Here is a 19,206-nt window from a genome sequence, read left to right on the forward strand (position 1 = left end):
GGCCGCCCCTTCGGCATGCCCCGTCCCCCTCGGAGCCCACCGCGCGCGTCCCGTCCCCCGTCGGGGCCCGCGTCCCCGTCCCCCGTCGGGGCCCGCCGCCCCCGTGCCGGCGGGCCCCGTGCAGAGCAGGATGTGCCCCCACCGGGGGGCAGTTGAAGCCCCTGGACGTGTGTTCAGAGCTTGATTTGAGGGTTCCGTAGCCCGTGTACGCCACCGTGCGTACGCGGGCTCAGCGCTGGGGGTGTTCGGACAGGCCCGGCCAGTCGTCCGGGCCGCCGCCCTGCCATTCGACGATGTCGCTCACCTCGACCTCGACCACGTCGAGATCGGCGAGGCGCAGCAGCTCCACGACGTCGCCGAGATGGGAGGCGACGCCGAGGTCGTGGTCGTCCGCGGTGACCCGCCGGGAGCCGTCCAGCGCCGGCGAATGCACCACGACGTGCGGAGGGTGCGCGGGATGTGCCATGCCTCCAGCGTCCTGCGCGGACGCCGGGTGCGCACCCCGAAGACGGCGAAGAGCGCCCGACACGGGACCGTCCGTGTCAGGCGCTCTTCGTCCGTACCGGGACCGCGGCGGCGACGACGGAGCCGTGACGCCCTTCCCTCAGGTCGAGAAGGGGGTCCGGTCCTTCACCACCGCACTGGCTCGCACACCGCCGCGGTCCATCACCCTGCCCGTGCCCCGTACCGGGGACCACCCCTCATCCGGGTCGCTCGGCGTTGCGGGCGCGAGCAGGGAGTCTTTCGCCGGGGAGGCTCAGTCCTCGCGCAGGGCGCGGACCGCCTCCTCGACACGCTTGCCGTACTCGGGGTCGGCGGCGTGGAAGTGGGCCAGGTTCTTCTCGATCACGTCGTCGAGGGTGACCTGCGAGAGGCCGCCGGCGATGTTCGCGACCAGACGGGACTTCTCGTCCTCGGACATCAGCCGGTACAGCTCACCGGCCTGGAAGAAGTCGTCGTCCTTGGTGTGCAGCGGTGCCACGTGCGTGCCGGTCCAGCCGTGGATCGCGAGCGGCGCCGACAGCGGGCGGCCGGTCTCGACCGGGCCGTCGTAGGAGTTCGGCTCGTAGTTCTTCGCCGCCCGGCCCTGGGAGTTGGACGCCATCAGGCCGTCCCGGCCGTAGTTGTGCGCGACCGTCGCCCTCGGGGCGTTCACCGCGAGCTGGGTGTGGTTGACGCCCAGGCGGTAGCGGTGCGCGTCCGCGTAGGCGAAGAGGCGGCCCTGGAGCATCTTGTCCGGCGACGGACCGATGCCCGGCACGAAGTTGTTCGGGGAGAACGCGGCCTGCTCGACCTCGGCGAACACGTTGTCCGGGTTGCGGTCGAGGACCAACCGGCCCACACGCCGCAGCGGGTAGTCGGCGTGCGGCCACACCTTGGTGAGGTCGAAGGGGTTGAAGCGGTAGTCCGCCGCCTCGGCCGCCGGCATGAGCTGCACGTACAGCGTCCAGGACGGGTTCACACCCCGCTCGATGGCCTGGAGCAGGTCCGTCTGGTGGGAGCTCGGGTCCTTGCCGGCCAACTCGGCGCCCTGCTCGGCGGACAGGCAGCGGATGCCCTGGTTGGTCTTGAAGTGGTACTTGACGAAGAAGGCCTCGCCCTCGGCGTTCGTCCACTGGTAGGTGTGCGAGCCGTAGCCGTTCATGTGGCGGTACGACGCCGGGATGCCGCGGTCGCCCATCAGCCAGGTGATCTGGTGGGTGGCCTCGGGGGAGTGCGCCCAGAAGTCCCAGACGTTGTCCGGCTCCTGACGGCCCGTGAACGGGTCGCGCTTCTGGGAGTGGATGAAGTCGGGGAACTTGATGGGGTCCTTGATGAAGAACACCGGGGTGTTGTTGCCGACGAGGTCGTAATTGCCCTCCTCGGTATAGAACTTGACCGCGAAGCCGCGCGGGTCCCGCACCGCGTCGGCGCCGCCGAGCGAGTCCGCCACGGTGGAGAAGCGCAGGAAGACCTCGGTGCGCTTGCCGACCGAGCTGAGGAAGTCGGCGTGCGTGAAGCCGGTGACGTCGTCCGTCACCTCGAAGTAGCCGTACGCGCCGGAGCCGCGGGCGTGCACCACGCGCTCCGGGATGCGCTCACGGTTGAAGCGGGCGAGCTTCTCCAGCAGGTGCTGGTCCTGGAGGAGGAGCGGGCCGCCGACGCCGGCGGAGGCGGAATTCTGGTTGTCGGCGACCGGGGCGCCGGACTCTGTCGTGAGCACGCGCTTCGACATCGGGGACCTTCCGTACGAGGGGCAGCGAAATCCTTCGGAAGACGGCTTCCGCTTTGTGGAGCCTAGGTATGGGGCGATCTGGACGTCAACAGTTTGTTGAAGTTCTTGTTCAACGGTGTGTTGAGGTGTGGTGCCGGGCGGCGCCGCCGCCTGGGCGCGACAGGACAGGTGTCAGCAGCGGCGCCGCCCGGGGTCTGGGGGTGCGTCAGATCTGGGCGCCGGAGAGGCGCTCGACCGCGCGCAGCAGCGCGGAGTGGTCCAGGCCCCCGTCGCCCTGGGCGCGCAGGGACGCGACGAGCTGGGCGACCACGGCACCGACGGGCAGGGCCGCGCCGACGTTGCGGGCGGCGTCGGTGACGATGCCCATGTCCTTGTGGTGCAGGTCGATGCGGAAGCCCGGCTTGAAGTCGCGCTGGAGGAAGTTGTCCTTCTTGCGCGTCAGCACGGTCGAGCCGGCGAGGCCGCCGTTCAGGACGTCGAGCGCGGCCTTGAGGTCCACCCCGGACTTCTCCAGGAAGACCACGGCCTCGGCGCACGCCTGGATGTTCACGGCGACGATGAGCTGGTTGGCGGCCTTCACGGTCTGCCCCGAGCCGTGCGGACCGCACAGCACGATGGTCTTGCCGAGGGCTTCGAGGATCGGCTTCGCGGTGTCGAAGTCGGCCTGCTCGCCGCCGACCATGATGGACAGCACGGCCTCGATCGCGCCGGCCTCGCCGCCGGACACCGGGGCGTCCAGGACGCGGATGCCCTTGTCCTTCGCCGCCTCCGCCAGGTCGACCGAGGTCTGCGGGGTGATCGAGGACATGTCGATCAGCAGCGCGCCGGACCTCGCGTTCTCCAGGATGCCGTCGGGGCCGTAGGCGATGGCCTCGACCTGCGGGGAGGCCGGGACCATCGTGATGACCACGTCGGCGTCCCTGACGGCCTCGGCGATCGAGGCGGCGGCCTTGCCGCCCGCGGCGGCCAGGCGGTCCAGCTTGTCCTGCTCCAGGGTGAAGCCGGTGACGTCGTAACCGGCCTTGACGAGGTTCTCGGACATGGGGGAGCCCATGATGCCGAGGCCGATCCACGCGATCTTGGGAAGAGTGCTCATGACGGGGGGTGCCTCTCTGCGTACTTCGCTACGTGTGTGGGTGGCCCTCAGCGGGCCGCGCGGGCCTCGGCGGGCAGCCAGTCGAAGGCCTCGGTGCTCGGACGGTCGCCCGGCTTGTACTCCAGGCCGACATAGCCCTCGTAACCGGCCTTCCTCAGCTGGTCGAGCAGCTCCTCCAGCGGCAGGGTCCCGGTGCCCGGGGCGCCACGGCCCGGGTTGTCGGCGATCTGCACATGGCCGGTCTTCGCGGCGAACTCCTCGATCACCGCCGGCAGGTCCTCGCCGTTCATGGACAGGTGGTAGAGGTCCATGAGGAACTTGGCGTTGCCGAGCCCCGTCGCCGCGTTCACCTTGTCGACCACGCCCACCGCGGCGGGCGCGCTGACCAGCGGGTACAGCGGCGACTCGGGCTTGTTGAGCGCCTCGACCAGCAGGATCGCGCCGATCCGGCTCGCGGCCCGGGCCGCGAGGACCAGGTTCTCCAGCGCGAGCGCGTCCTGCTCGGCCGGGTCCACGCCGTCGACGCGGTTGCCGTACAGGGCGTTGAGGGCCGTGCAGCCCAGGGACTGGGCGAAGTCCGCGGCCACGTCGATGTTGGCGCGGAACCTCTCCGACTCCTCGCCCGGCAGCGACAGGGCGCCGCGGTCGGGGCCCGGCAGCCGGCCGGCGTAGAAGTTCAGGCCCGTGAGCTGGACGCCCGCGTCCTCGATCGCCCTCTTCAGGGCGTCGAGCTCGGACGGCTCGGGGGTGGGGGAGTCGATCCAGGGCCACCACAGCTCGACCGCGGTGAAGCCGGCCGCGGCGGCGGCCGCGGGGCGCTCCAGGAGCGGGAGTTCCGTGAAGAGGATCGACAGGTTGACGTTGAAGCGCTGCTCTGCGAATCCCATGTGGACCAGGCGCTCCCTTCCGTGTCGAGTGATTCCGTAATGCGGAAGTTCGTTTCTGCTTAATGGAAGATAGCCGGTGGGGGTCCAGGCTTGTCAAGAGGTGGTCGGTCCAGCGGGACGCGTCCGGGAGGCACGGGCCCGCGCGTTCGCGCAGGCCGGCCCCGGGAAGTCGTGCTGGTGGCGGGGGTGGTCCGTTAAGGTCGGTCCGGGCGCCGTTGACCGTGTCCCGCCGTCACCGACGTGCCCCGGATGCGCCCTCGCGTACCGGAGGGCCGCGAGGACGTGCAGTTCCGACAGAAATGGGGGCGCGATGCGACTGAGAGTGGAGTTCACCACCGAACCCTTCGACCTCGACGAGGCGCCCGCGCACGCGCTGGTGGCCCGCGAGGTGGTCGAGGCCGCCACCCTGGACGCGGTGGACGTCGGCCCGTTCGGCAACACCGCGGAGGGTGACGCCGACGCCGTGCTGAGCGCCGTGGACGCGCTGCTGCGCAGGTCCCTGGCGGCCGGCGCCACCCGGGTCTCGCTCCAGGTCAACGTGATCGGGGAGGGCGAGAAGTGACCGGCGCGGGGGACGAGCCCTTCATCACGGCGGTGAAGCCGCTGGTCGACGCCATGGGCGGGGAGATGGTCCCGCCGGACGAGGCCGGACCCGACGACGTCGTGCTCGCCTGGGAGGGCGCCGACGTGGTCGCCGTGCGGCTGCCGCAGCTCGCGGACTCCCTCGACCACATCCTCGCCGCCATGGAGCGCAAGCAGGGCAGACCGCTGGCCGACCTGGACCGCAAGGCCAAGCAGGAGGTCGTGCGGATACTCGAGGCGCGTGGCGCCTTCTCGGTCCGGCACGGCGTGGAGACCGTGGCGAGCGCGCTCGGGGTCAGCCGCTTCACCGTGTACAACTACCTCAATCGCGACAAAGACGCCTGACCCGCACCGCGCGGCGTTCGTTCACCCCGAATTTTCAACAAAGTGTTGACGTGGTGTTTCGAAGGGCGTTAGCTAACGGAAGCCCGCTTCAGCACGAAGGCCGTCCGCGGCCACGGAGGCTCCCGTGACTTCGACTTCCACGCCGCCGGGCCTGACCCGGTTCAACGCAGCCGAGGAGGACGCGGCGTCCGCCGCACTCCTCGAGGTGTGTGCCTCCACGGCCTGGGCGAAGCGGCTGCTCGCCGCCCGCCCGTACGCCACCGCCGAGGACCTGTACGCCACCGGCGACGCCGCCACGGCCGAGCTGACGGCGGCGGACCTGGCGGAGGCGATGGCCGGACACCCGCCCATCGGCCGCCCCAAGGAGGGTGACCCGACTTCGGCGCGGGAACAGCGCGGCATGGCCGGCGCCTCCGAGGACCTCAAGGCGGAGATGCTGGAACTGAACCTGGCCTACCAGGAGAAGTTCGGCCATGTCTTCCTCATCTGCGCCACCGGCCGGACCGGCGAGCAGATGCGCGACGCCGTCAAGGAGCGGATCGGCAACTCGCCGGAGCAGGAGCGGGAGATCGTCCGCACCGAGCTGGGCAAGATCAACCGTATCCGGCTCGCCCGACTCGTCGAAGAGGACTGACGCAGTATGAGCACCAGCACCGCTGCCGTGCAGAGGAATTCGGTGTCCACACACATCCTGGACACCAGCATCGGCCGCCCCGCGCAGGGCGTCGCCATCCAACTCGCGGCCCGCTCGGGCCGCGACGCCGACTGGCGGACGCTCGGCGGTTCGGCGACCGACGCGGACGGGCGGTGCAAGGACCTCCCGGACCTGCCGGCGGGGACCACCCACGTACGGCTCGACTTCGCGGTCGAGGCGTACTTCGAAAAGAAGCAAGCCGATGCGCAGCAGGACGCCCCCGCGAGTCGGGACAGCGGTGCCGTGTTCTTCCCCGAGGTGGCGATCACCTTCGCCGTCGAGCCCGGGGAGCACTACCACGTACCGCTGCTGCTCAACCCGTTCGGCTACTCCGTTTACCGAGGGAGCTAGCTAAATGCCCACGATCCTGGGACAGAACCAGTACGGCAAGGCCGAGAACCGAGTCGTAAAGATCACGCGGGACGGCGCCACCCACCACATCAAGGACCTCAACGTCTCCGTCGCCCTCTCCGGCGACATGGACGAGGTCCACTACTCCGGCTCCAACGCCAACGTGCTGCCGACCGACACCACCAAGAACACGGTGTACGCGTTCGCCAAGGAGCACGGCATCGAGTCGGCCGAGCAGTTCGGCATCCACCTCGCCCGGCACTTCGTGACCTCGCAGGAGCCGATCGAGGTCGCCCGCATCCGCATCGAGGAGTACGCCTGGGAGCGCATCGACGCCTCCGACGCCAACTCCCGGTTCATCGGCGCGGACGAGGTCAAGCACTCCTTCGTCCGCAAGGGCCAGGAGACCCGGGTCACCCAGATCACCTACGACGGTGAGAAGTGGGAGGTCATCTCCGGCCTCAAGGACCTCGTCGTGATGAACTCGACCAACTCCGAGTTCTGGGGCTACGTCAAGGACAAGTACACAACGCTCCAGGAGGCGTACGACCGCATCCTGGCCACCCAGGTCTCCGGGCGCTGGCGGTTCAACTGGACCGACGACGAGCAGCGGATGCCCAACTGGGAGAAGTCCTACGAGCAGACCAGGAAGCACATGCTCCAGGCCTTCGCCGAGACCTACTCGCTCTCCCTCCAGCAGACCCTGTACCAGATGGGTTCGCGGATCATCAACCACCGCAGCGAGATCGACGAGGTGCGCTTCTCGCTCCCGAACAAGCACCACTTCCTGGTGGACCTGGAGCCGTTCGGGCTCAAGAACGACAACGAGGTCTACTTCGCCGCCGACCGGCCCTACGGCCTGATCGAGGCGACCATCCTGCGGGACGGCTGCGAGCCGAAGATCCCGGTGGACCTGACCAACCTGTAACAACCGACACCATCGGCACCCGCGGCCGGAGAGGCCTCCGATCCGGCCGCGGCACTCAAATCACCAGGGTCCTGCCGTGCCCTCTCCACACCAGCACACCCTCAGTACAAAGGGGCGAACCATGGCAGCAGCCCAGCGCATCGTCATCGAGAACTGTTCGATCGCGACCGTCGACGCGCACGACACCGAGTACGCGAGCGGTCATGTCGTCATCGCCGACCAGCGCATCGAGTCGCTCGGCGCGGGCAGGGCCCCCGAGGGCCTGGAGAACGTCGTACGCCGTATCGACGCCTCCGGACATCTCGTGACCCCCGGCCTGGTCAACACCCACCACCACTTCTACCAGTGGATCACCCGGGGCCTGGCCACCGACCACAACCTCTTCAACTGGCTCGTGGCGCTGTACCCGACCTGGGCGCGCATCGACGAGCAGATGACCTACTCGGCGGCGCAGGGCTCGCTCGCCATGATGGCCCGCGGTGGCGTCACGACCGCCATGGACCACCACTACGTCTTCCCGCAGGGCTCCGGCGACCTGTCCGGCTCGATCATCCGCGCCGCCCGCGAGATGGGCGTCCGCTTCACCCTCGCCCGCGGCTCCATGGACCGCAGCGAGAAGGACGGCGGCCTGCCCCCGGACTTCGCCGTCGAGACCCTGGACGGTGCCCTCGCCGCGACCGAGGCGACCGTCAAGGAGCACCACGACCCCTCCTTCGACGCCATGACCCAGGTCGCTGTCGCGCCCTGCTCCCCGTTCTCCGTCTCCACCGAACTGCTCAAGCAGGGCGCCGAGTTGGCCCGCCGCCTCGGCGTGCGGCTGCACACCCACGGCTCGGAGACGGTCGAGGAGGAGAAGTTCTGCCACGAACTGTTCGGCATGGGACCGACCGACTACTTCGAGTCCACCGGCTGGCTGGGCGAGGACGTGTGGATGGCGCACTGCGTCCACATGAACGACTCCGACATCGCCGCCTTCGCCCGCACCAGGACGGGCGTCGCCCACTGTCCTTCGTCCAACGCCCGCCTGGCGGCCGGTATCGCCCGCGTCCCGGACATGCTGGCCGCCGGCGTCCCGGTCGGCCTCGGTGTCGACGGCACCGCCTCCAACGAGTCGGGCGAACTCCACACCGAACTGCGCAACGCGCTGCTCATCAACCGCCTCGGCGCACACCGCGAGGCCGCGCTCAACGCCCGACAGGCCCTGCGCCTCGGCACGTTCGGGGGCGCCCAGGTCCTCGGCCGCGCCACGCAGATCGGCTCGCTGGAGCCGGGCAAGCTCGCCGACCTGGTGCTGTGGAAGCTGGACACGCTCGCCCACGCCTCCATCGCCGACCCGGTGACCGCGCTGGTCTTCGGCGCGGCGGCCCCGGTCACGGCGTCCTTCGTCAACGGCCGCCAGATCGTGGCGGACAACCGCCTGCTGCACGTCGACGAGGACGCCATCGCCGTCTCCACGCGCGAGCAGGCCCAGCGGCTGGCGAAGATCGCCGGCCACTGAGCCGCGTACGGAATCCGCGTCCGTACCGCACTTGAGCTCCGGTCGAGGGGGACGGCCCTCGACCGGTGGCCGTGGACCCGAGCGGGGTCCATGGCGGCCGTCTCCGGGGCGCACGTCACACGCGTGCGCCCCGGAACGGCCTCCGTCGCCCCTGATGGCGCCCCCGACACGGGGATCCGTCCCCCGGTCCCTCCCCCACTCTCGGCTTCGCTCGAGCGGGAGGTGCCCCCATGCCCGTGCACCACCTCCAAGAAACCCACGTCAGAGCCGACGTGTTAGCTGACCCGGAGGAACCGCCGTGACCGCCCACCCCGTTGACGAAAAACTCCCCGCACTCAAAATGGCCACCACGGGCCTCCAGCACGTGGCCGCCATGTACGCGGGGGTCGTCGCCCCGCCCCTGATAGTCGGGGCGGCCATCGGCCTCTCCGGCACCGAGCTGACCTTCCTGACCGGCGCCTGTCTGTTCACCGCGGGCCTCGCCACCTTCCTGCAGACCCTGGGCATCTGGAAGATCGGCGCCCGGCTCCCCTTCGTCAACGGCGTCACCTTCGCCGGTGTCGCCCCGATGACCGCGATCGTCGCCGCCACCGACGACAGGTCCGACGCCCTGCCGATCATCTTCGGCGCGGTGATCGTCGCGGGCCTGCTCGGCTTCCTCGCCGCCCCCTTCTTCAGCAAGGCGGTCCGCTTCTTCCCACCGGTGGTCACCGGCACGGTCATCACCCTCATCGGCATCTCCCTGCTGCCGGTCGCCTTCGGCTGGGCGCAGGGGCCCAACCCCGCCGCGGACGACTACGGTTCGACCACCTTCCTCGGGCTGGCCGCCGCGACGCTGGTCATCGTGCTCCTGCTGCGCCGCTTCACCCGAGGCTTCGTCAAGCAGATCGCCGTCCTGCTCGGCCTGGTCCTCGGCACGCTCCTCGCGATCCCCTTCGGTGTCACCGACTTCAGCCCGGTCGCGGACGCCGACGTGGTGGGCTTCCCCACCCCCTTCCACTTCGGCGCACCGCAGTTCCAGATCGCCGCGATCGTCTCGATGATCGTGGTGATGGTGGTCTCCATGACCGAATCGACCGCGGACATGCTGGCGTTGGGCGAGATCGTCGACCGCCCGGCGGACGAGCGGACCATCGCCGCCGGCCTGCGCGCCGACACCCTCGGCTCGGCCCTCAGCCCCCTGTTCAACGGGTTCATGTGCAGCGCCTTCGCCCAGAACATCGGCCTGGTCGCCATGACGAAGATCCGCAGCCGGTACGTCGTCGCCACCGGCGGCGCCTTCCTGGTGCTGATGGGCCTGTGCCCGATGGCCGCCTCCCTCATCGCCGTCGTCCCGCGCCCGGTGCTCGGCGGCGCGGGCGTGGTCCTGTTCGGCTCGGTCGCGGCGAGCGGCATCCAGACACTGGTCCGGGCCGGTCTGGACAAGGACAACAACGTCCTGATCGTGGCCGTCTCGCTGGCCGTCGGCATCATCCCCATCACGGCGCCGGAGTTCTACCACGCCTTCCCCGAGACGGCGAAGATCGTCCTGGACTCGGGCATCTCCACGGGCTGCGTGGCCGCGGTGGCGCTGAACCTGGTCTTCAACCACCTGGGCAGCGCCCGGGACGCCCAGGACGTGACCCACCCGATGGAAGCGGGCGAGGAGATCGCGGCGGCCACCTGAGCGGCAGGCCCGGGTCGGGACCGCCTTCCGCCGGGCGGTCTCGGCCCGGTACCGGTCAGCCCGGTACGCCGGACCCCCGGCGCCGTCACCGCGCGACGCCGGGCGGTCTCGCCCCGGTACCGGTCAGCCCGGTACGCCGGGCGTCGTCACCGCGCGACGCCGGGCCACGCCATGAGCCGGGCGAACAACTCGGCCTGCTCGACGGCGTCGTCCAGGGCGTGATGGGTGTGCCGCCGCCCGGACAGCAGCGCGCGAGGCATCGTCCTCTTCGCGACCGCCCGCAGCGGCAGCCCCGCCTTCGTCGCGTACAGCGTCTTCATGTCGAGGCACCCCGAGTGCCCGAAGGGGCTGGCCCCGGTGAACCGGATCAGGTACCAGTACAGGAACGTCCAGTCGTACGACGCCGGATACCCGCACATCACCGGTTGCGCGCCGTCGCTCACCTCGCCCACCCACGCGCTGAACTCGGCGAGCGCCACGGCCGGTTCGGCGCCCCGCGCGCACAGCAGCTCCCGGTCCAGGCCGCTCACCGCGAGCGCCTCGGGCACGAACTCCGTGCTGATCGGCTTGAGTTCACGGTAGAACGTCCGCTGCTCCGGATCGGCCGGGGTGAATCCCTCGGAGTCCTGGACACCGGCGACCGCCGCGCCGAGGCTGATCATGGAGTAGGGGCCGGGGATCGGGCCGTCGGCCTCGATGTCGACCGAGATGTAGAGGCTGGGCCTGACGCGTCGTGCGGACATGGCACCGGAGCATCGCAGGGGGCGGGCGTCCGGCGCATCCCGGATTCAGCGGCGGGGGCCCGCCTGGCAGGGGGTGGACGCGGGGAGACGGCCGGTGAAGTAGGAGCGCGGCGGGACGCCCATCAGGGCGCGGAAGTCGGCGGTCATGTGCGCCTGGTCGTAGTAGCCGGTGGCGGCGGCGAGTTCGGCCCAGGGCGAGGTCGGGGCGTGGGCGAGGACCGCGTGGACCCGCTCGATGCGGGCGTAGTGCTTGGGGGACAACCCCACGCCCTCCGCGAAAAGGTTGCGCAACTGGCGCTCGCTGACAGCCAGTTGACGGGCCACCTCACCGACCGGTCCAGGCGTGCGACCGAGCCGCACCGACATGGCGTCGACCCCGGCCCGGACCAGCCGGGAGCGGTCGCGGTCTGCGGTGTCGGTGAGCCGCTCCGGCAGCACCTCGGCCAGGTGGGCCCCGATCCGCTCCGGGTCCGGTCTGCGCAGTTCGCGGTCGAGCCGGCGGGCCGTGGTGCCCGGCAGCTCGCCCAACGGCACGATCCGGCCCACCAGTTCCGCCGCGGGGACGCCCAGCAGGGGGCGGGTCGTGCCCGGTGCGAGGCGCATCTCCACGCAGGACGCGAGCGCCTTGCCCTCGTGGTACGAGGCCCGCACCCGGGGGCCGATGGCGAGGACGTCCCGCTGCCCGGTCACCCCCACCCGCACGACGACCTTGGTGCCGGTGTCCGGAAGGCGGACGAACGCCTCCTCGGGCGGCCCGAGCGCGGTCACGGTACTGATCCCCGCGATCCAGGGCCGCAGGGCCTCGGGCAGCGAAAGGGCCTGCTCGGCACGGGAGTTCGTCACCCCTTCACCGTAGACGCCCGCCCGCGCGGACGGACGGCCGAACCGTGCCGGAATTTCCAAGAGTTCAGGGCCCCGGGCGGCCCACCGTGGGGACATGATCCTCGTGACCGGTGCCACGGGCACCATCGGAAGTGAACTCCTGCGACAGCTCGCGGCGCGCGGCGAGAAGGTCCGCGCCCTGACCCGCGACCCGGCCAGGGCCCGGGTGCCGGCCGGCGTGGAGGTGGTGCGTGGGGACTACCTCGACCCCGGCTCCCTGGACGCCGCGATGGCGGGGGTGACGGCCGCGTTCCTGCTGGGCGCGCCCGGACCGGCGGCCCCGCACGACGAGGCCCTGGTGACGGCGGCACGGACGGCGGGCGTGGGCCGGCTCGTGAAGCTCTCCGCGATCGGGACCGGTGATCCCGCGGTCGGCCCGTCCGGGGACTGGCATGTGCCCGGTGAGCGGGCGGTGCGCGAGAGCGGCGCAGAGTGGACGGTCCTGCGGCCCTCGTCCTTCGCCTCGAACACGCTGAGCTGGGTGCCCGCCGTCCAGCGGAGCGAGCCGGTGCCGAACATGACGGGCGACGGGCTGTCCGGGGTGATCGATCCGCGGGACGTGGCCGAGGTCGCGGCCCGGGCCCTCCTCGAGGGCGGGCACGCGGGACGGACGTACACCCTGACCGGGCCGGAGACGATCAGCGTCCCCGGACAGGCGGCCGTGCTCGCCTCGGTCCTCGGCCGACCGGTGGCCACGCGGGACCTCTCGCCGGAGGAGACCCGCGAGCACCTGCTGACCGTGTGGGGCCTCGGCGAGGCCCAGGCGGCGGGCGTCCTGGCCGGCACCGCCTTCATCCGCGGCGGCGGCAACGCCGTCGTCACCGAGGACGTGCCCCGCGTGCTGGGGCGCCCGGCGCGGAAGTACCGGCAGTGGGCCGAGGACCACGGGGCCGCCTTCGCGGGGGAGTGAGCGACGGGCGCGGCGGCGAGGCCGAAACCCCGCCGCCGCGCGCCCGGCCGCTTTCGTGGCCGCGCGTAGGCGCGGTCAGAGCCCGAACAGGGCTGGTTCGGCGGCCAGTTCCTGGAAGTGCTTCCGCGGGTCGGGGACGAGCCGCCGCTCCTTGAGGTCCAGCAGTCCGCCGACGGCCGTGATCTCCGCCGCCACCGTGCCGTCCGCCTTGCGGATGGTCTGCTCCATCCGGAACGTCTTTCCCTCGCCCCAGAGGAAGGCGCACGTCACCTCGACCTCGTCGCCCGCCAGCAGCTCGCGCCGGTAGCGGATGGTGGTCTCCAGGGCCACCGGGCCGACCCCGCTGCCGATGAGTCCGGCCTGGGTGATGCCCGCCGCCCGCAGCAGGGACCAGCGGGCGTGCTCGGCGTAGTTGAGGTACACGCTCTGGTTGAGATGGCCCTGCACGTCCGTCTCGTACCCGCGCACGGTCACCGGCACCGAAAACGGCTCGCTCACGTCAATCCCCTCTCGCGGAACGGCAGTTGCTGGGCAAGATCCTGACATGTGCGCGCGTGGGCCCGTGCCGTGTGCTCGTAGCCCGCGTGTCCGTGTTGCCCGCGTGTCCGTGTGCGCTACACGCGGCGCGGGGAGGCCAGCAGGTACCGGGCTCTGGTCCGCGGCTCGGTGTACTCGCCGACCTGCCAGCCGGCCGCCTCCAGCGTGGCGGCGCAGGCCGCGAGGGCCGCGGTGTCCGGCTCGCGCACCGCGACGGCCTCGGGCTGCGGGGTCGCGCGCACCCGGTACCCCTCGGCCTGCGCACCGGTCGCCGGACGGTGCCCGGCGGCCTCCAGCGCGAGCGCCGCGGCCTGCACCAGATGGGTCCGCTCCCAGCCGCAGGGGCGGTCCGTGGACCCGTCCTGATTCGTCATCCGGCGCAGCTCCAGGAGCCCCTGCCAGGCGCTGTGCACCTCACGCACCCGGGCCGGCCCGGCGGGCGGCGGCGCCTCCTCCCCGCCGATCCGCGCGGTGAACACCCCGGCCGCCCCGCCGGCCTCGGGCTCGGCTGTCGGTGCCGTCGGTGCCGTCGGTGCGGCCTCGCGTATCCGGTGACCGGCCGGTGTCAGGAAGTGGTCGTGCGGCGGCCGGGGGTGTCGGAAGGCGAGCCCGTGCCTGACGAGGGACGCCAGCTGCGCCTCGGTGCCCCGGATCCGGCCGGTGACGGGGTCGGCGGCGTCGATGACACGCCGCTGAGCGGCGGTGGGCGGTCTGGTCACGGCATGCTCCTCCCCGGTGGTGGCCTGGTCGACGGGCCTGGATGCCGCTGCGCACCGGACCTGTCGAGGGCCTGGCACGGCTCAGCACCAGACCGTTCGAGGGCCCGGCACCGCCGCGGACCAGCCCTTCCGAAGGGCTCGCGCGCCGCTGCGACGCACCCCCTCGAAAGGCCTGGGCTCCGCTGCGACCAGCCCCCTCGATAAGTTCTGCGCTCCGCTGCGACCCGCCGCTGTGCGACCAGCCCTTCCCGAAGGCTACGACGGGGGTCTGACATTCCACCCGGCGATCACCGGCCGCCCGTGCTCCGTCCCCAGCCGGCACACCGTCCCCGTCGCCAGCTGGAACAGCGCTCCCGCCGACGGCGGCAGCCCGAGCCGGCGGGCCGTGAGCACCCGGAGGAAGTGCCCGTGGGCGACCAGCAGCACCATGCCCTCGGTGTTGGCGAGGGCCGCGTCCACCTTGGCCAGCACCCGGTCGGCGCGCTCGCCGACCTGCTCCGCGGTCTCGCCCGGGTGGTCCGGAGGCCCGGGGGCGACCCCGTCGCTGAACAGGAACCAGTCCGGCCGGGTGCGCTGGATCTCGACGGTGGTGATCCCCTCGTAGCCGCCGTAGTCCCACTCCCGCAGATCGACGTCGACCCGGGCGTCCGGCACCCCGATCAGCTCGGCGGTCTCCCGCGCCCGTTGCAGCGGGCTGACGAAGGCCGCGCCGATCCGGTGCGAGCGGATCAGTGGCACCAGCCGCCGCGCCTCCTCGCGTCCGCGCTCGGTCAGCGGCACGTCCGTCCATCCGGTGTGCCGCCCGGACCGGGACCACTCGGTCTCCCCGTGCCGGACCAGAAACAGATCACCCACGCCGACCTCCCACCGCGCCCGCCTCCCCGCACGGTGCCACGCGGCGCGCGCGGCCCGCATCAGGGACTCGGCCAGACGGCCGCAGCCGTACGTCACCCCGCCCGCCTGCCGCGTCCGCGAAGCCGAGCGGACCCGTCGCACCCCGGAGCCGAGCGGGGCCCGCTGCACCCCGAAGCCCGACGAGCCGCGGCCGAGCCCGAAGCGGCCGTACTGCCGGGATGCCGCCCGGCGTTGCCCTACTGCCGGTAGCCGCTCAGGAAGCGTCCGATCCGGCCGATCGCCGCCTCCAGGTCGTCGGCGTGCGGGAGTGTCAGGATGCGGAAGTGGTCGGGGGTAGGCCAGTTGAAGCCGGTGCCCTGGACGACCTGGATCTTCTCGCGGAGCAGCAGGTCCAGGACGAACTTCTCGTCGTCGTGGATCTTGTAGACCTTGGGGTCGAGGCGCGGGAACGCGTAGAGGGAGCCCTTGGGCTTCACGCACGAGACCCCCGGGATCTCGTTGAGCTTCTCCCAGGCCACGTCGCGCTGTTCGTGCAGCCGCCCGCCGGGCATCGTCAGCTCGCGGATGGACTGGCGGCCGCCGAGCGCGGCCTGGATGGCGTACTGGGCGGGGGCGTTGGCGCACAGTCGCATGGAGGCGAGCATGGTCAGGCCCTCCAGGTAGTCCTTGGCGTGCTGCTTGGGACCCGTGACGACCAGCCAGCCCGAGCGGAAGCCGGCCACGCGGTAGGTCTTGGAGAGCCCGCAGAAGGTGAGGACGACCAGGTCGGGGGCGAGGGCGGCGGCCGAGTGGTGCACGGCGTCGTCGTACAGGATCTGGTCGTAGATCTCGTCGGCGAGGACCATCAGGCCGTGCCGGCGGGCGAGGTCGAGGATGCCCTCGACGATCTCCTTGGAGTAGACGGCGCCGGTGGGGTTGTTCGGGTTGATGATCACGACCGCCTTGGTGCGGTCCGTGATCTTCGACTCCATGTCGGCCAGATCCGGGTTCCAGTCGGCCTGTTCGTCGCAGACGTAGTGGACCGCCTTGCCGCCCGCGAGGGTCGTCACGGCCGTCCAGAGCGGGAAGTCCGGGGCGGGGATGAGGACTTCGTCGCCGTCCTCGATCAGCGCCTGGACAGCCATGGAGATCAGTTCGGAGACGCCGTTGCCGAGGTAGACGTCGTCGACGTCGACCTCCAGGCCGAGGGTCTGGTAGCGCTGGGCGACCGCGCGGCGGGCGGAGAGGATGCCCTTGGAGTCCGTGTAGCCGTGGGCCTGGGGGAGCATCCGGATCATGTCCTGGACGATCTCCTCCGGCGCCTCGAAGCCGAAGAGCGCGGGGTTGCCGGTGTTCAGGCGCAGCACGCTGTGGCCCGCCTCCTCCAGCGCGTTGGCGTGCTCGATCACCGGTCCGCGGATCTCGTAACAGACCTCGCTGAGCTTGCTGGACTGCCGGAACTCCATGCGCTGCCGCCTCTCCGGTTTCTGATGTTGCTTGGTTTTACCAAGTAGCAGCTTGGAAAGTCCAATGACTTGTCTAGACTGCGTCGCATGTCACCTCGCCGAAGCTACGACCAGTACTGCTCCGCCGCGCGCGCGCTCGACACCGTCGGCGACCGCTGGACCCTGCTGATCGTCCGCGAGCTGCTCGGCGGCCCGCGCCGCTACACGGATCTGCACGCGGACCTGCCCGGCGTCAGCACCGACGTCCTCGCCTCGCGACTGAAGGACATGGAGCGGGACGGGCTCGCCACCCGGCGCAGGCTGCCCCCGCCGGGGGCGGCGTACGTCTACGAACTCACCGGCCGCGGACGCCAGTTGCTGCCCGTCCTCCAGGCCCTCGGGGCGTGGGGCGAGGCCGAACTCGGGGAGCTGCGGCCCACCGACGCGGTACGGGCGCACTGGTTCGCGCTGCCGTTGCTGCGCGCGCTGCGGGGGGAGGGGCTGGTCGAGGTCCGGCTGGAGGAAGGGCACTTCCACCTGTACGTCGGAGCCGAGGACGGGCCGGTCCACGGCGACGGCCCCGCGCCCCGCGAGCCCGACGCACGGCTCGTCCTGGACACCGGGACCTGTGCCGCCATCAGCCGAGGCGAGTCGACCCTGGCCGACGCGGTCCGTGACGGGCGTGTCGAGGTGACCGGCGACGGGACCCTGGCGAAAACGCTGAGGGCCCACTGCTGAACGCAGCGGGCCCTCGACGGATGTCACATCAGGCGCCCGGCGGCACCTGTCGCGGCCGGCCCGCCCCGCGCGTCAGCGCGTGGCCGCCGACCCCCGCGAGCGCGGCCAGGATGCCACCGATCGCGGTCCACACCCAGCGGTCGGACCACCAGCCCGACGACCAGCCGTCCTCCGGCTCGATCGCGGACAGCACGGCCGAGGAGTCCGAAGTCCCCTCGTCCGAGGCCGGCTTGAACGCGATGCCCGGCACCAGCGGCTCGGACAGGGAGCCGTCCACCGCCGCCGCGCCGCCGATGTCCTTGGAGCCGACCTCCACCGAGGCGTCGACCGGCTGGCCGAGGTCGGCGGTGGCGAGGTCGACGACCGTCAGCCGGACGTAGTACGTCCCCGGCAGCGGGTCGTTCGCCCACGGCTCCGACCAGGCCCGCACCGTGCGCAGCACACAGGCCAGCTCCACCGAGGCCGCGTCCGCGGCGGCGGTACGGGTCTGCGCGCCGTACTGGCAGGCCTGGCGGCGGCGCAGTCCGTCGTACACGTCGACCTGCCAGGTCTGCGCGGCGTGCGTCTTCGGCAGCTTCACCGTCGCCGTCACGGTCGGGCGCTGCCCGGCGTCCGCCGGGAACGACCAGTACTGGTAGTCGCCGGTGGAGCCGCTCGCGGTGGCCTGCCGCCCCTGCTCGATCTCGGTCGCCGTACGGAAGGACGTACCGGCCGAGGTCGGTGCGGCACTGTCCGCGGACGCCGAGGGGGACGGCGAGGAGTCGGCCGCCGCCGGGGACACGCCCAGGCCCAGCGCCAGGAAGGTCGCGCTCAACACGCGTGTGATCCGCATCAGTTGGTCCTCCAGACCGCGAACCGCCAGCGCGAGAGCCAGCCCCAGACGAGACCGGCGAGGAAGCCGGCGAGGATCAGGACACCGAGCAGCCACCAGCCCCGGCCGAGACCGAAGGAGGCGACGTCGCTCGACGACGACGGGCCGTCCACGACGTCCACGGTCAGTTCGAGCGGCAGGCCGGGTGTGGTCTTCACCCCGGAGGCCGCCGAGAAGGAGTTGGTGACCTGGAGGCACACGGTCTCGGCGGCCGGCTTGTCGCTGTCGTCGTCGTCCCGTTCGGGCCTGGGATAGCGCAGCCCGGTCGAGATGACGTCGGTGCGCCCGTTGCCGGCGGCCTCGCCGCGCACGATCTCCCGGCCGTGCACCGTGACCGCCCGCAGCAGCGTTCCGTAGTCGGGGTTCACGGCCCGGTCGGCCGCCACGCTCACCGAGGCGCGCAGCTCCTGCCCCGGCAGCACGTCCACCCGATACCAGCGTTCCTGCCCGAACTCCTCGCGGTCCGTGTAGAGCCCGGACTCGAGCGTGGGCGCCTTCGCACACGCGGCGGCACCCTCGGTGGCCACCGGCGTCACCACGGGATCGGCCGCCCGGTCCACCAACTGGTTGACCTTGTCGGTGAGTTCCTCGGTGTGCTCCACCGAGGTGTAGGTGCCGCCCGTCGCCTCCGCGATGCAGCTCAGCTGCCGGCGCATCTTGGTGTTCGGGACCAGGCCGAGCGTGTCGATGGTCAGGCCGATGCCCTTGGCCGCGATCTCGCGGGCCACCTCGCACGGGTCGAGCGGGGCGCAGGTGTCCTCGCCGTCGCTGATCAGGACGATCCGCTTGGAGCCGGAGCCCTCGGTGAAGTCGCCGGCCGCCTTCAGCAGTGCCGGGCCGATCGGCGTCCAACCGGTGGGGGAGAGCGTCGCCACCGCCGTCTTGGCCTCGGTGCGGTCCAGGGTGCTGACCGGATAGAGCTGCGCGGTGTCCTTGCAGCCCGTCTTCTGGTCGTCGCCCGGGTAGTTGGCGCCGAGCGTGCGGATGCCGAGCTGGACCTCCTCGGGCGTCGCGTCCAGCACCTCGTTGAAGGCCTGCTTGGCCGCGGCCATCCGGGTGCCGCCGTCGATGTCCCGGGTCCGCATGGAGCCGCTCACGTCGAGGACGAGGTCGACCTGGGGCGCGGTCTCGCCCGTGGGTTCACCGGCGGCCGCCCCGGCCGGGAAGGCCATCCCGGCCGTGAGGGCGGCGAGCAGGGCGCACACTCCTGCCGCCAGCCGTTTACGTGTGATCATCGGCGGATCCTATTGATCAGGAGCGCCACG

At 71.6% G+C, this 19,206-nt stretch carries 21 protein-coding genes; 9 read left to right on the forward strand and 12 right to left on the reverse strand.

The features are described from left to right. Positions 1 to 229 precede the first annotated feature (229 nt). The 4 genes from ACH41F_RS09225 to ACH41F_RS09240 form a co-directional block, all read right to left on the reverse strand. Positions 230 to 466 carry a hypothetical protein gene (locus ACH41F_RS09225; protein WP_391244863.1) on the reverse strand — a complete coding sequence of 79 codons (237 nt, stop codon included), beginning with the start codon at positions 464 to 466 and terminating at the stop codon, positions 230 to 232. Between the two features lie 291 nt (positions 467 to 757). Continuing rightward, positions 758 to 2,215: a catalase gene (locus tag ACH41F_RS09230; RefSeq protein ID WP_398834057.1), complete on the reverse strand. Its 1,458-nt coding sequence runs from the start codon at positions 2,213 to 2,215 to the stop codon at positions 758 to 760. Positions 2,216 to 2,420: 205 nt separating this feature from the next. Next, positions 2,421 to 3,311: a 2-hydroxy-3-oxopropionate reductase gene (locus ACH41F_RS09235; protein ID WP_391244868.1), complete on the reverse strand. Its 891-nt coding sequence runs from the start codon at positions 3,309 to 3,311 to the stop codon at positions 2,421 to 2,423. A gap of 47 nt (positions 3,312 to 3,358) precedes the next feature. Beyond that, on the reverse strand, positions 3,359 to 4,198 hold the full coding sequence (locus ACH41F_RS09240; RefSeq protein WP_398834060.1) for a TIM barrel protein: 840 nt from the start codon (positions 4,196 to 4,198) through the stop codon (positions 3,359 to 3,361). Positions 4,199 to 4,508: 310 nt separating this feature from the next. Between ACH41F_RS09240 and ACH41F_RS09245 the strand changes: the two genes are divergently transcribed. The 7 genes from ACH41F_RS09245 (at position 4,509) to ACH41F_RS09275 (ending at position 10,262) form a co-directional block, all read left to right on the forward strand. Then, complete coding sequence (locus tag ACH41F_RS09245) at positions 4,509 to 4,760, forward strand: hypothetical protein (RefSeq protein ID WP_391244874.1); 252 nt, start codon at positions 4,509 to 4,511, stop codon at positions 4,758 to 4,760. Beyond that, entirely contained in the window at positions 4,757 to 5,125 is a 369-nt protein-coding gene (locus tag ACH41F_RS09250) for a helix-turn-helix domain-containing protein (RefSeq protein WP_391244877.1), read from the forward strand. Before ACH41F_RS09245 ends, ACH41F_RS09250 begins: the two co-directional genes overlap by 4 nt. A gap of 124 nt (positions 5,126 to 5,249) precedes the next feature. Continuing rightward, the gene (gene uraD, locus ACH41F_RS09255; protein WP_391244879.1) at positions 5,250 to 5,759 is read left to right on the forward strand and encodes a 2-oxo-4-hydroxy-4-carboxy-5-ureidoimidazoline decarboxylase; all 510 of its coding nucleotides are present in this window, start codon (positions 5,250 to 5,252) and stop codon (positions 5,757 to 5,759) included. Positions 5,760 to 5,765: 6 nt separating this feature from the next. Then, the gene (gene uraH / locus ACH41F_RS09260; protein ID WP_391244882.1) at positions 5,766 to 6,170 is read left to right on the forward strand and encodes a hydroxyisourate hydrolase; all 405 of its coding nucleotides are present in this window, start codon (positions 5,766 to 5,768) and stop codon (positions 6,168 to 6,170) included. A gap of 4 nt (positions 6,171 to 6,174) precedes the next feature. Continuing rightward, on the forward strand, positions 6,175 to 7,098 hold the full coding sequence (gene pucL, locus ACH41F_RS09265) for a factor-independent urate hydroxylase (protein ID WP_391244885.1): 924 nt from the start codon (positions 6,175 to 6,177) through the stop codon (positions 7,096 to 7,098). 121 nt (positions 7,099 to 7,219) lie between these two features. Beyond that, complete coding sequence (locus ACH41F_RS09270) at positions 7,220 to 8,596, forward strand: 8-oxoguanine deaminase (protein ID WP_391244888.1); 1,377 nt, start codon at positions 7,220 to 7,222, stop codon at positions 8,594 to 8,596. Between the two features lie 298 nt (positions 8,597 to 8,894). Beyond that, positions 8,895 to 10,262, forward strand: coding sequence for a nucleobase:cation symporter-2 family protein (locus ACH41F_RS09275; protein ID WP_398834064.1), 1,368 nt, complete (start codon positions 8,895 to 8,897; stop codon positions 10,260 to 10,262). A gap of 146 nt (positions 10,263 to 10,408) precedes the next feature. On the opposite strand, the gene ACH41F_RS09280 is transcribed toward ACH41F_RS09275, so the two are convergent. Together ACH41F_RS09280 and ACH41F_RS09285 are read right to left on the reverse strand one after the other, a co-directional pair. Beyond that, positions 10,409 to 11,005 carry an exonuclease gene (locus ACH41F_RS09280; RefSeq protein ID WP_391244893.1) on the reverse strand — a complete coding sequence of 199 codons (597 nt, stop codon included), beginning with the start codon at positions 11,003 to 11,005 and terminating at the stop codon, positions 10,409 to 10,411. 45 nt (positions 11,006 to 11,050) lie between these two features. After that, complete coding sequence (locus ACH41F_RS09285; RefSeq protein WP_391244896.1) at positions 11,051 to 11,848, reverse strand: helix-turn-helix domain-containing protein; 798 nt, start codon at positions 11,846 to 11,848, stop codon at positions 11,051 to 11,053. A gap of 94 nt (positions 11,849 to 11,942) precedes the next feature. Here ACH41F_RS09285 and ACH41F_RS09290 point away from each other — a divergent pair, with 94 nt between their 5' ends. After that, a complete protein-coding gene (locus ACH41F_RS09290) occupies positions 11,943 to 12,797 on the forward strand; it encodes an NAD(P)H-binding protein (protein ID WP_391244899.1) in 855 nt (284 codons plus the stop codon). Between the two features lie 75 nt (positions 12,798 to 12,872). Here the strand turns inward: ACH41F_RS09290 and ACH41F_RS09295 are convergent, their stop codons facing one another. From ACH41F_RS09295 to ACH41F_RS09310, 4 genes are all read right to left on the reverse strand, one after another. Further along, positions 12,873 to 13,295: a thioesterase family protein gene (locus ACH41F_RS09295; protein ID WP_391244902.1), complete on the reverse strand. Its 423-nt coding sequence runs from the start codon at positions 13,293 to 13,295 to the stop codon at positions 12,873 to 12,875. Positions 13,296 to 13,411: 116 nt separating this feature from the next. Further along, a complete protein-coding gene (locus ACH41F_RS09300) occupies positions 13,412 to 14,053 on the reverse strand; it encodes a hypothetical protein (RefSeq protein WP_391244905.1) in 642 nt (213 codons plus the stop codon). A 255-nt stretch (positions 14,054 to 14,308) separates the two neighbouring features. Continuing rightward, positions 14,309 to 14,908, reverse strand: coding sequence for a histidine phosphatase family protein (locus tag ACH41F_RS09305; protein WP_391244908.1), 600 nt, complete (start codon positions 14,906 to 14,908; stop codon positions 14,309 to 14,311). Between the two features lie 236 nt (positions 14,909 to 15,144). Then, positions 15,145 to 16,353 (reverse strand): aminotransferase class I/II-fold pyridoxal phosphate-dependent enzyme, encoded by a 1,209-nt coding sequence (locus ACH41F_RS09310; protein WP_391244911.1) that lies wholly within the window; start codon positions 16,351 to 16,353, stop codon positions 15,145 to 15,147. A gap of 87 nt (positions 16,354 to 16,440) precedes the next feature. On the opposite strand from ACH41F_RS09310, the gene ACH41F_RS09315 reads away from it, so the two are divergent. Next, complete coding sequence (locus ACH41F_RS09315) at positions 16,441 to 17,070, forward strand: winged helix-turn-helix transcriptional regulator (RefSeq protein WP_391244914.1); 630 nt, start codon at positions 16,441 to 16,443, stop codon at positions 17,068 to 17,070. A gap of 28 nt (positions 17,071 to 17,098) precedes the next feature. Here the strand turns inward: ACH41F_RS09315 and ACH41F_RS09320 are convergent, their stop codons facing one another. After that, entirely contained in the window at positions 17,099 to 17,902 is an 804-nt protein-coding gene (locus ACH41F_RS09320; protein WP_391244916.1) for a hypothetical protein, read from the reverse strand. Further along, complete coding sequence (locus tag ACH41F_RS09325) at positions 17,902 to 19,176, reverse strand: VWA domain-containing protein (protein ID WP_391244919.1); 1,275 nt, start codon at positions 19,174 to 19,176, stop codon at positions 17,902 to 17,904. Before ACH41F_RS09325 ends, ACH41F_RS09320 begins: the two co-directional genes overlap by 1 nt. Positions 19,177 to 19,206 lie beyond the last annotated feature (30 nt).

It is taken from the genome of Streptomyces sp. NPDC020489, assembly GCF_044386545.1.
Taxonomy (GTDB): Bacteria; Actinomycetota; Actinomycetes; order Streptomycetales; family Streptomycetaceae; genus Streptomyces.

What these genes read in the sequence shown, in the direction of transcription:
- ACH41F_RS09225 (WP_391244863.1), bottom strand. Translation starts at nt 466, where the DNA reads ATGGCACATCCCGCGCACCCTCCGCACGTCGTGGTGCATTCGCCGGCG.
- ACH41F_RS09235 (WP_391244868.1), bottom strand. Translation starts at nt 3,311, where the DNA reads ATGAGCACTCTTCCCAAGATCGCGTGGATCGGCCTCGGCATCATGGGC.
- ACH41F_RS09320 (WP_391244916.1), bottom strand. Translation starts at nt 17,902, where the DNA reads ATGCGGATCACACGCGTGTTGAGCGCGACCTTCCTGGCGCTGGGCCTG.
- ACH41F_RS09290 (WP_391244899.1), top strand. Translation starts at nt 11,943, where the DNA reads ATGATCCTCGTGACCGGTGCCACGGGCACCATCGGAAGTGAACTCCTG.
- ACH41F_RS09240 (WP_398834060.1), bottom strand. Translation starts at nt 4,198, where the DNA reads ATGGGATTCGCAGAGCAGCGCTTCAACGTCAACCTGTCGATCCTCTTC.
- pucL (WP_391244885.1), top strand. Translation starts at nt 6,175, where the DNA reads ATGCCCACGATCCTGGGACAGAACCAGTACGGCAAGGCCGAGAACCGA.
- ACH41F_RS09315 (WP_391244914.1), top strand. Translation starts at nt 16,441, where the DNA reads ATGTCACCTCGCCGAAGCTACGACCAGTACTGCTCCGCCGCGCGCGCG.
- ACH41F_RS09280 (WP_391244893.1), bottom strand. Translation starts at nt 11,005, where the DNA reads ATGTCCGCACGACGCGTCAGGCCCAGCCTCTACATCTCGGTCGACATC.
- ACH41F_RS09230 (WP_398834057.1), bottom strand. Translation starts at nt 2,215, where the DNA reads ATGTCGAAGCGCGTGCTCACGACAGAGTCCGGCGCCCCGGTCGCCGAC.
- ACH41F_RS09325 (WP_391244919.1), bottom strand. Translation starts at nt 19,176, where the DNA reads ATGATCACACGTAAACGGCTGGCGGCAGGAGTGTGCGCCCTGCTCGCC.
- ACH41F_RS09245 (WP_391244874.1), top strand. Translation starts at nt 4,509, where the DNA reads ATGCGACTGAGAGTGGAGTTCACCACCGAACCCTTCGACCTCGACGAG.
- ACH41F_RS09310 (WP_391244911.1), bottom strand. Translation starts at nt 16,353, where the DNA reads ATGGAGTTCCGGCAGTCCAGCAAGCTCAGCGAGGTCTGTTACGAGATC.
- uraH (WP_391244882.1), top strand. Translation starts at nt 5,766, where the DNA reads ATGAGCACCAGCACCGCTGCCGTGCAGAGGAATTCGGTGTCCACACAC.
- ACH41F_RS09270 (WP_391244888.1), top strand. Translation starts at nt 7,220, where the DNA reads ATGGCAGCAGCCCAGCGCATCGTCATCGAGAACTGTTCGATCGCGACC.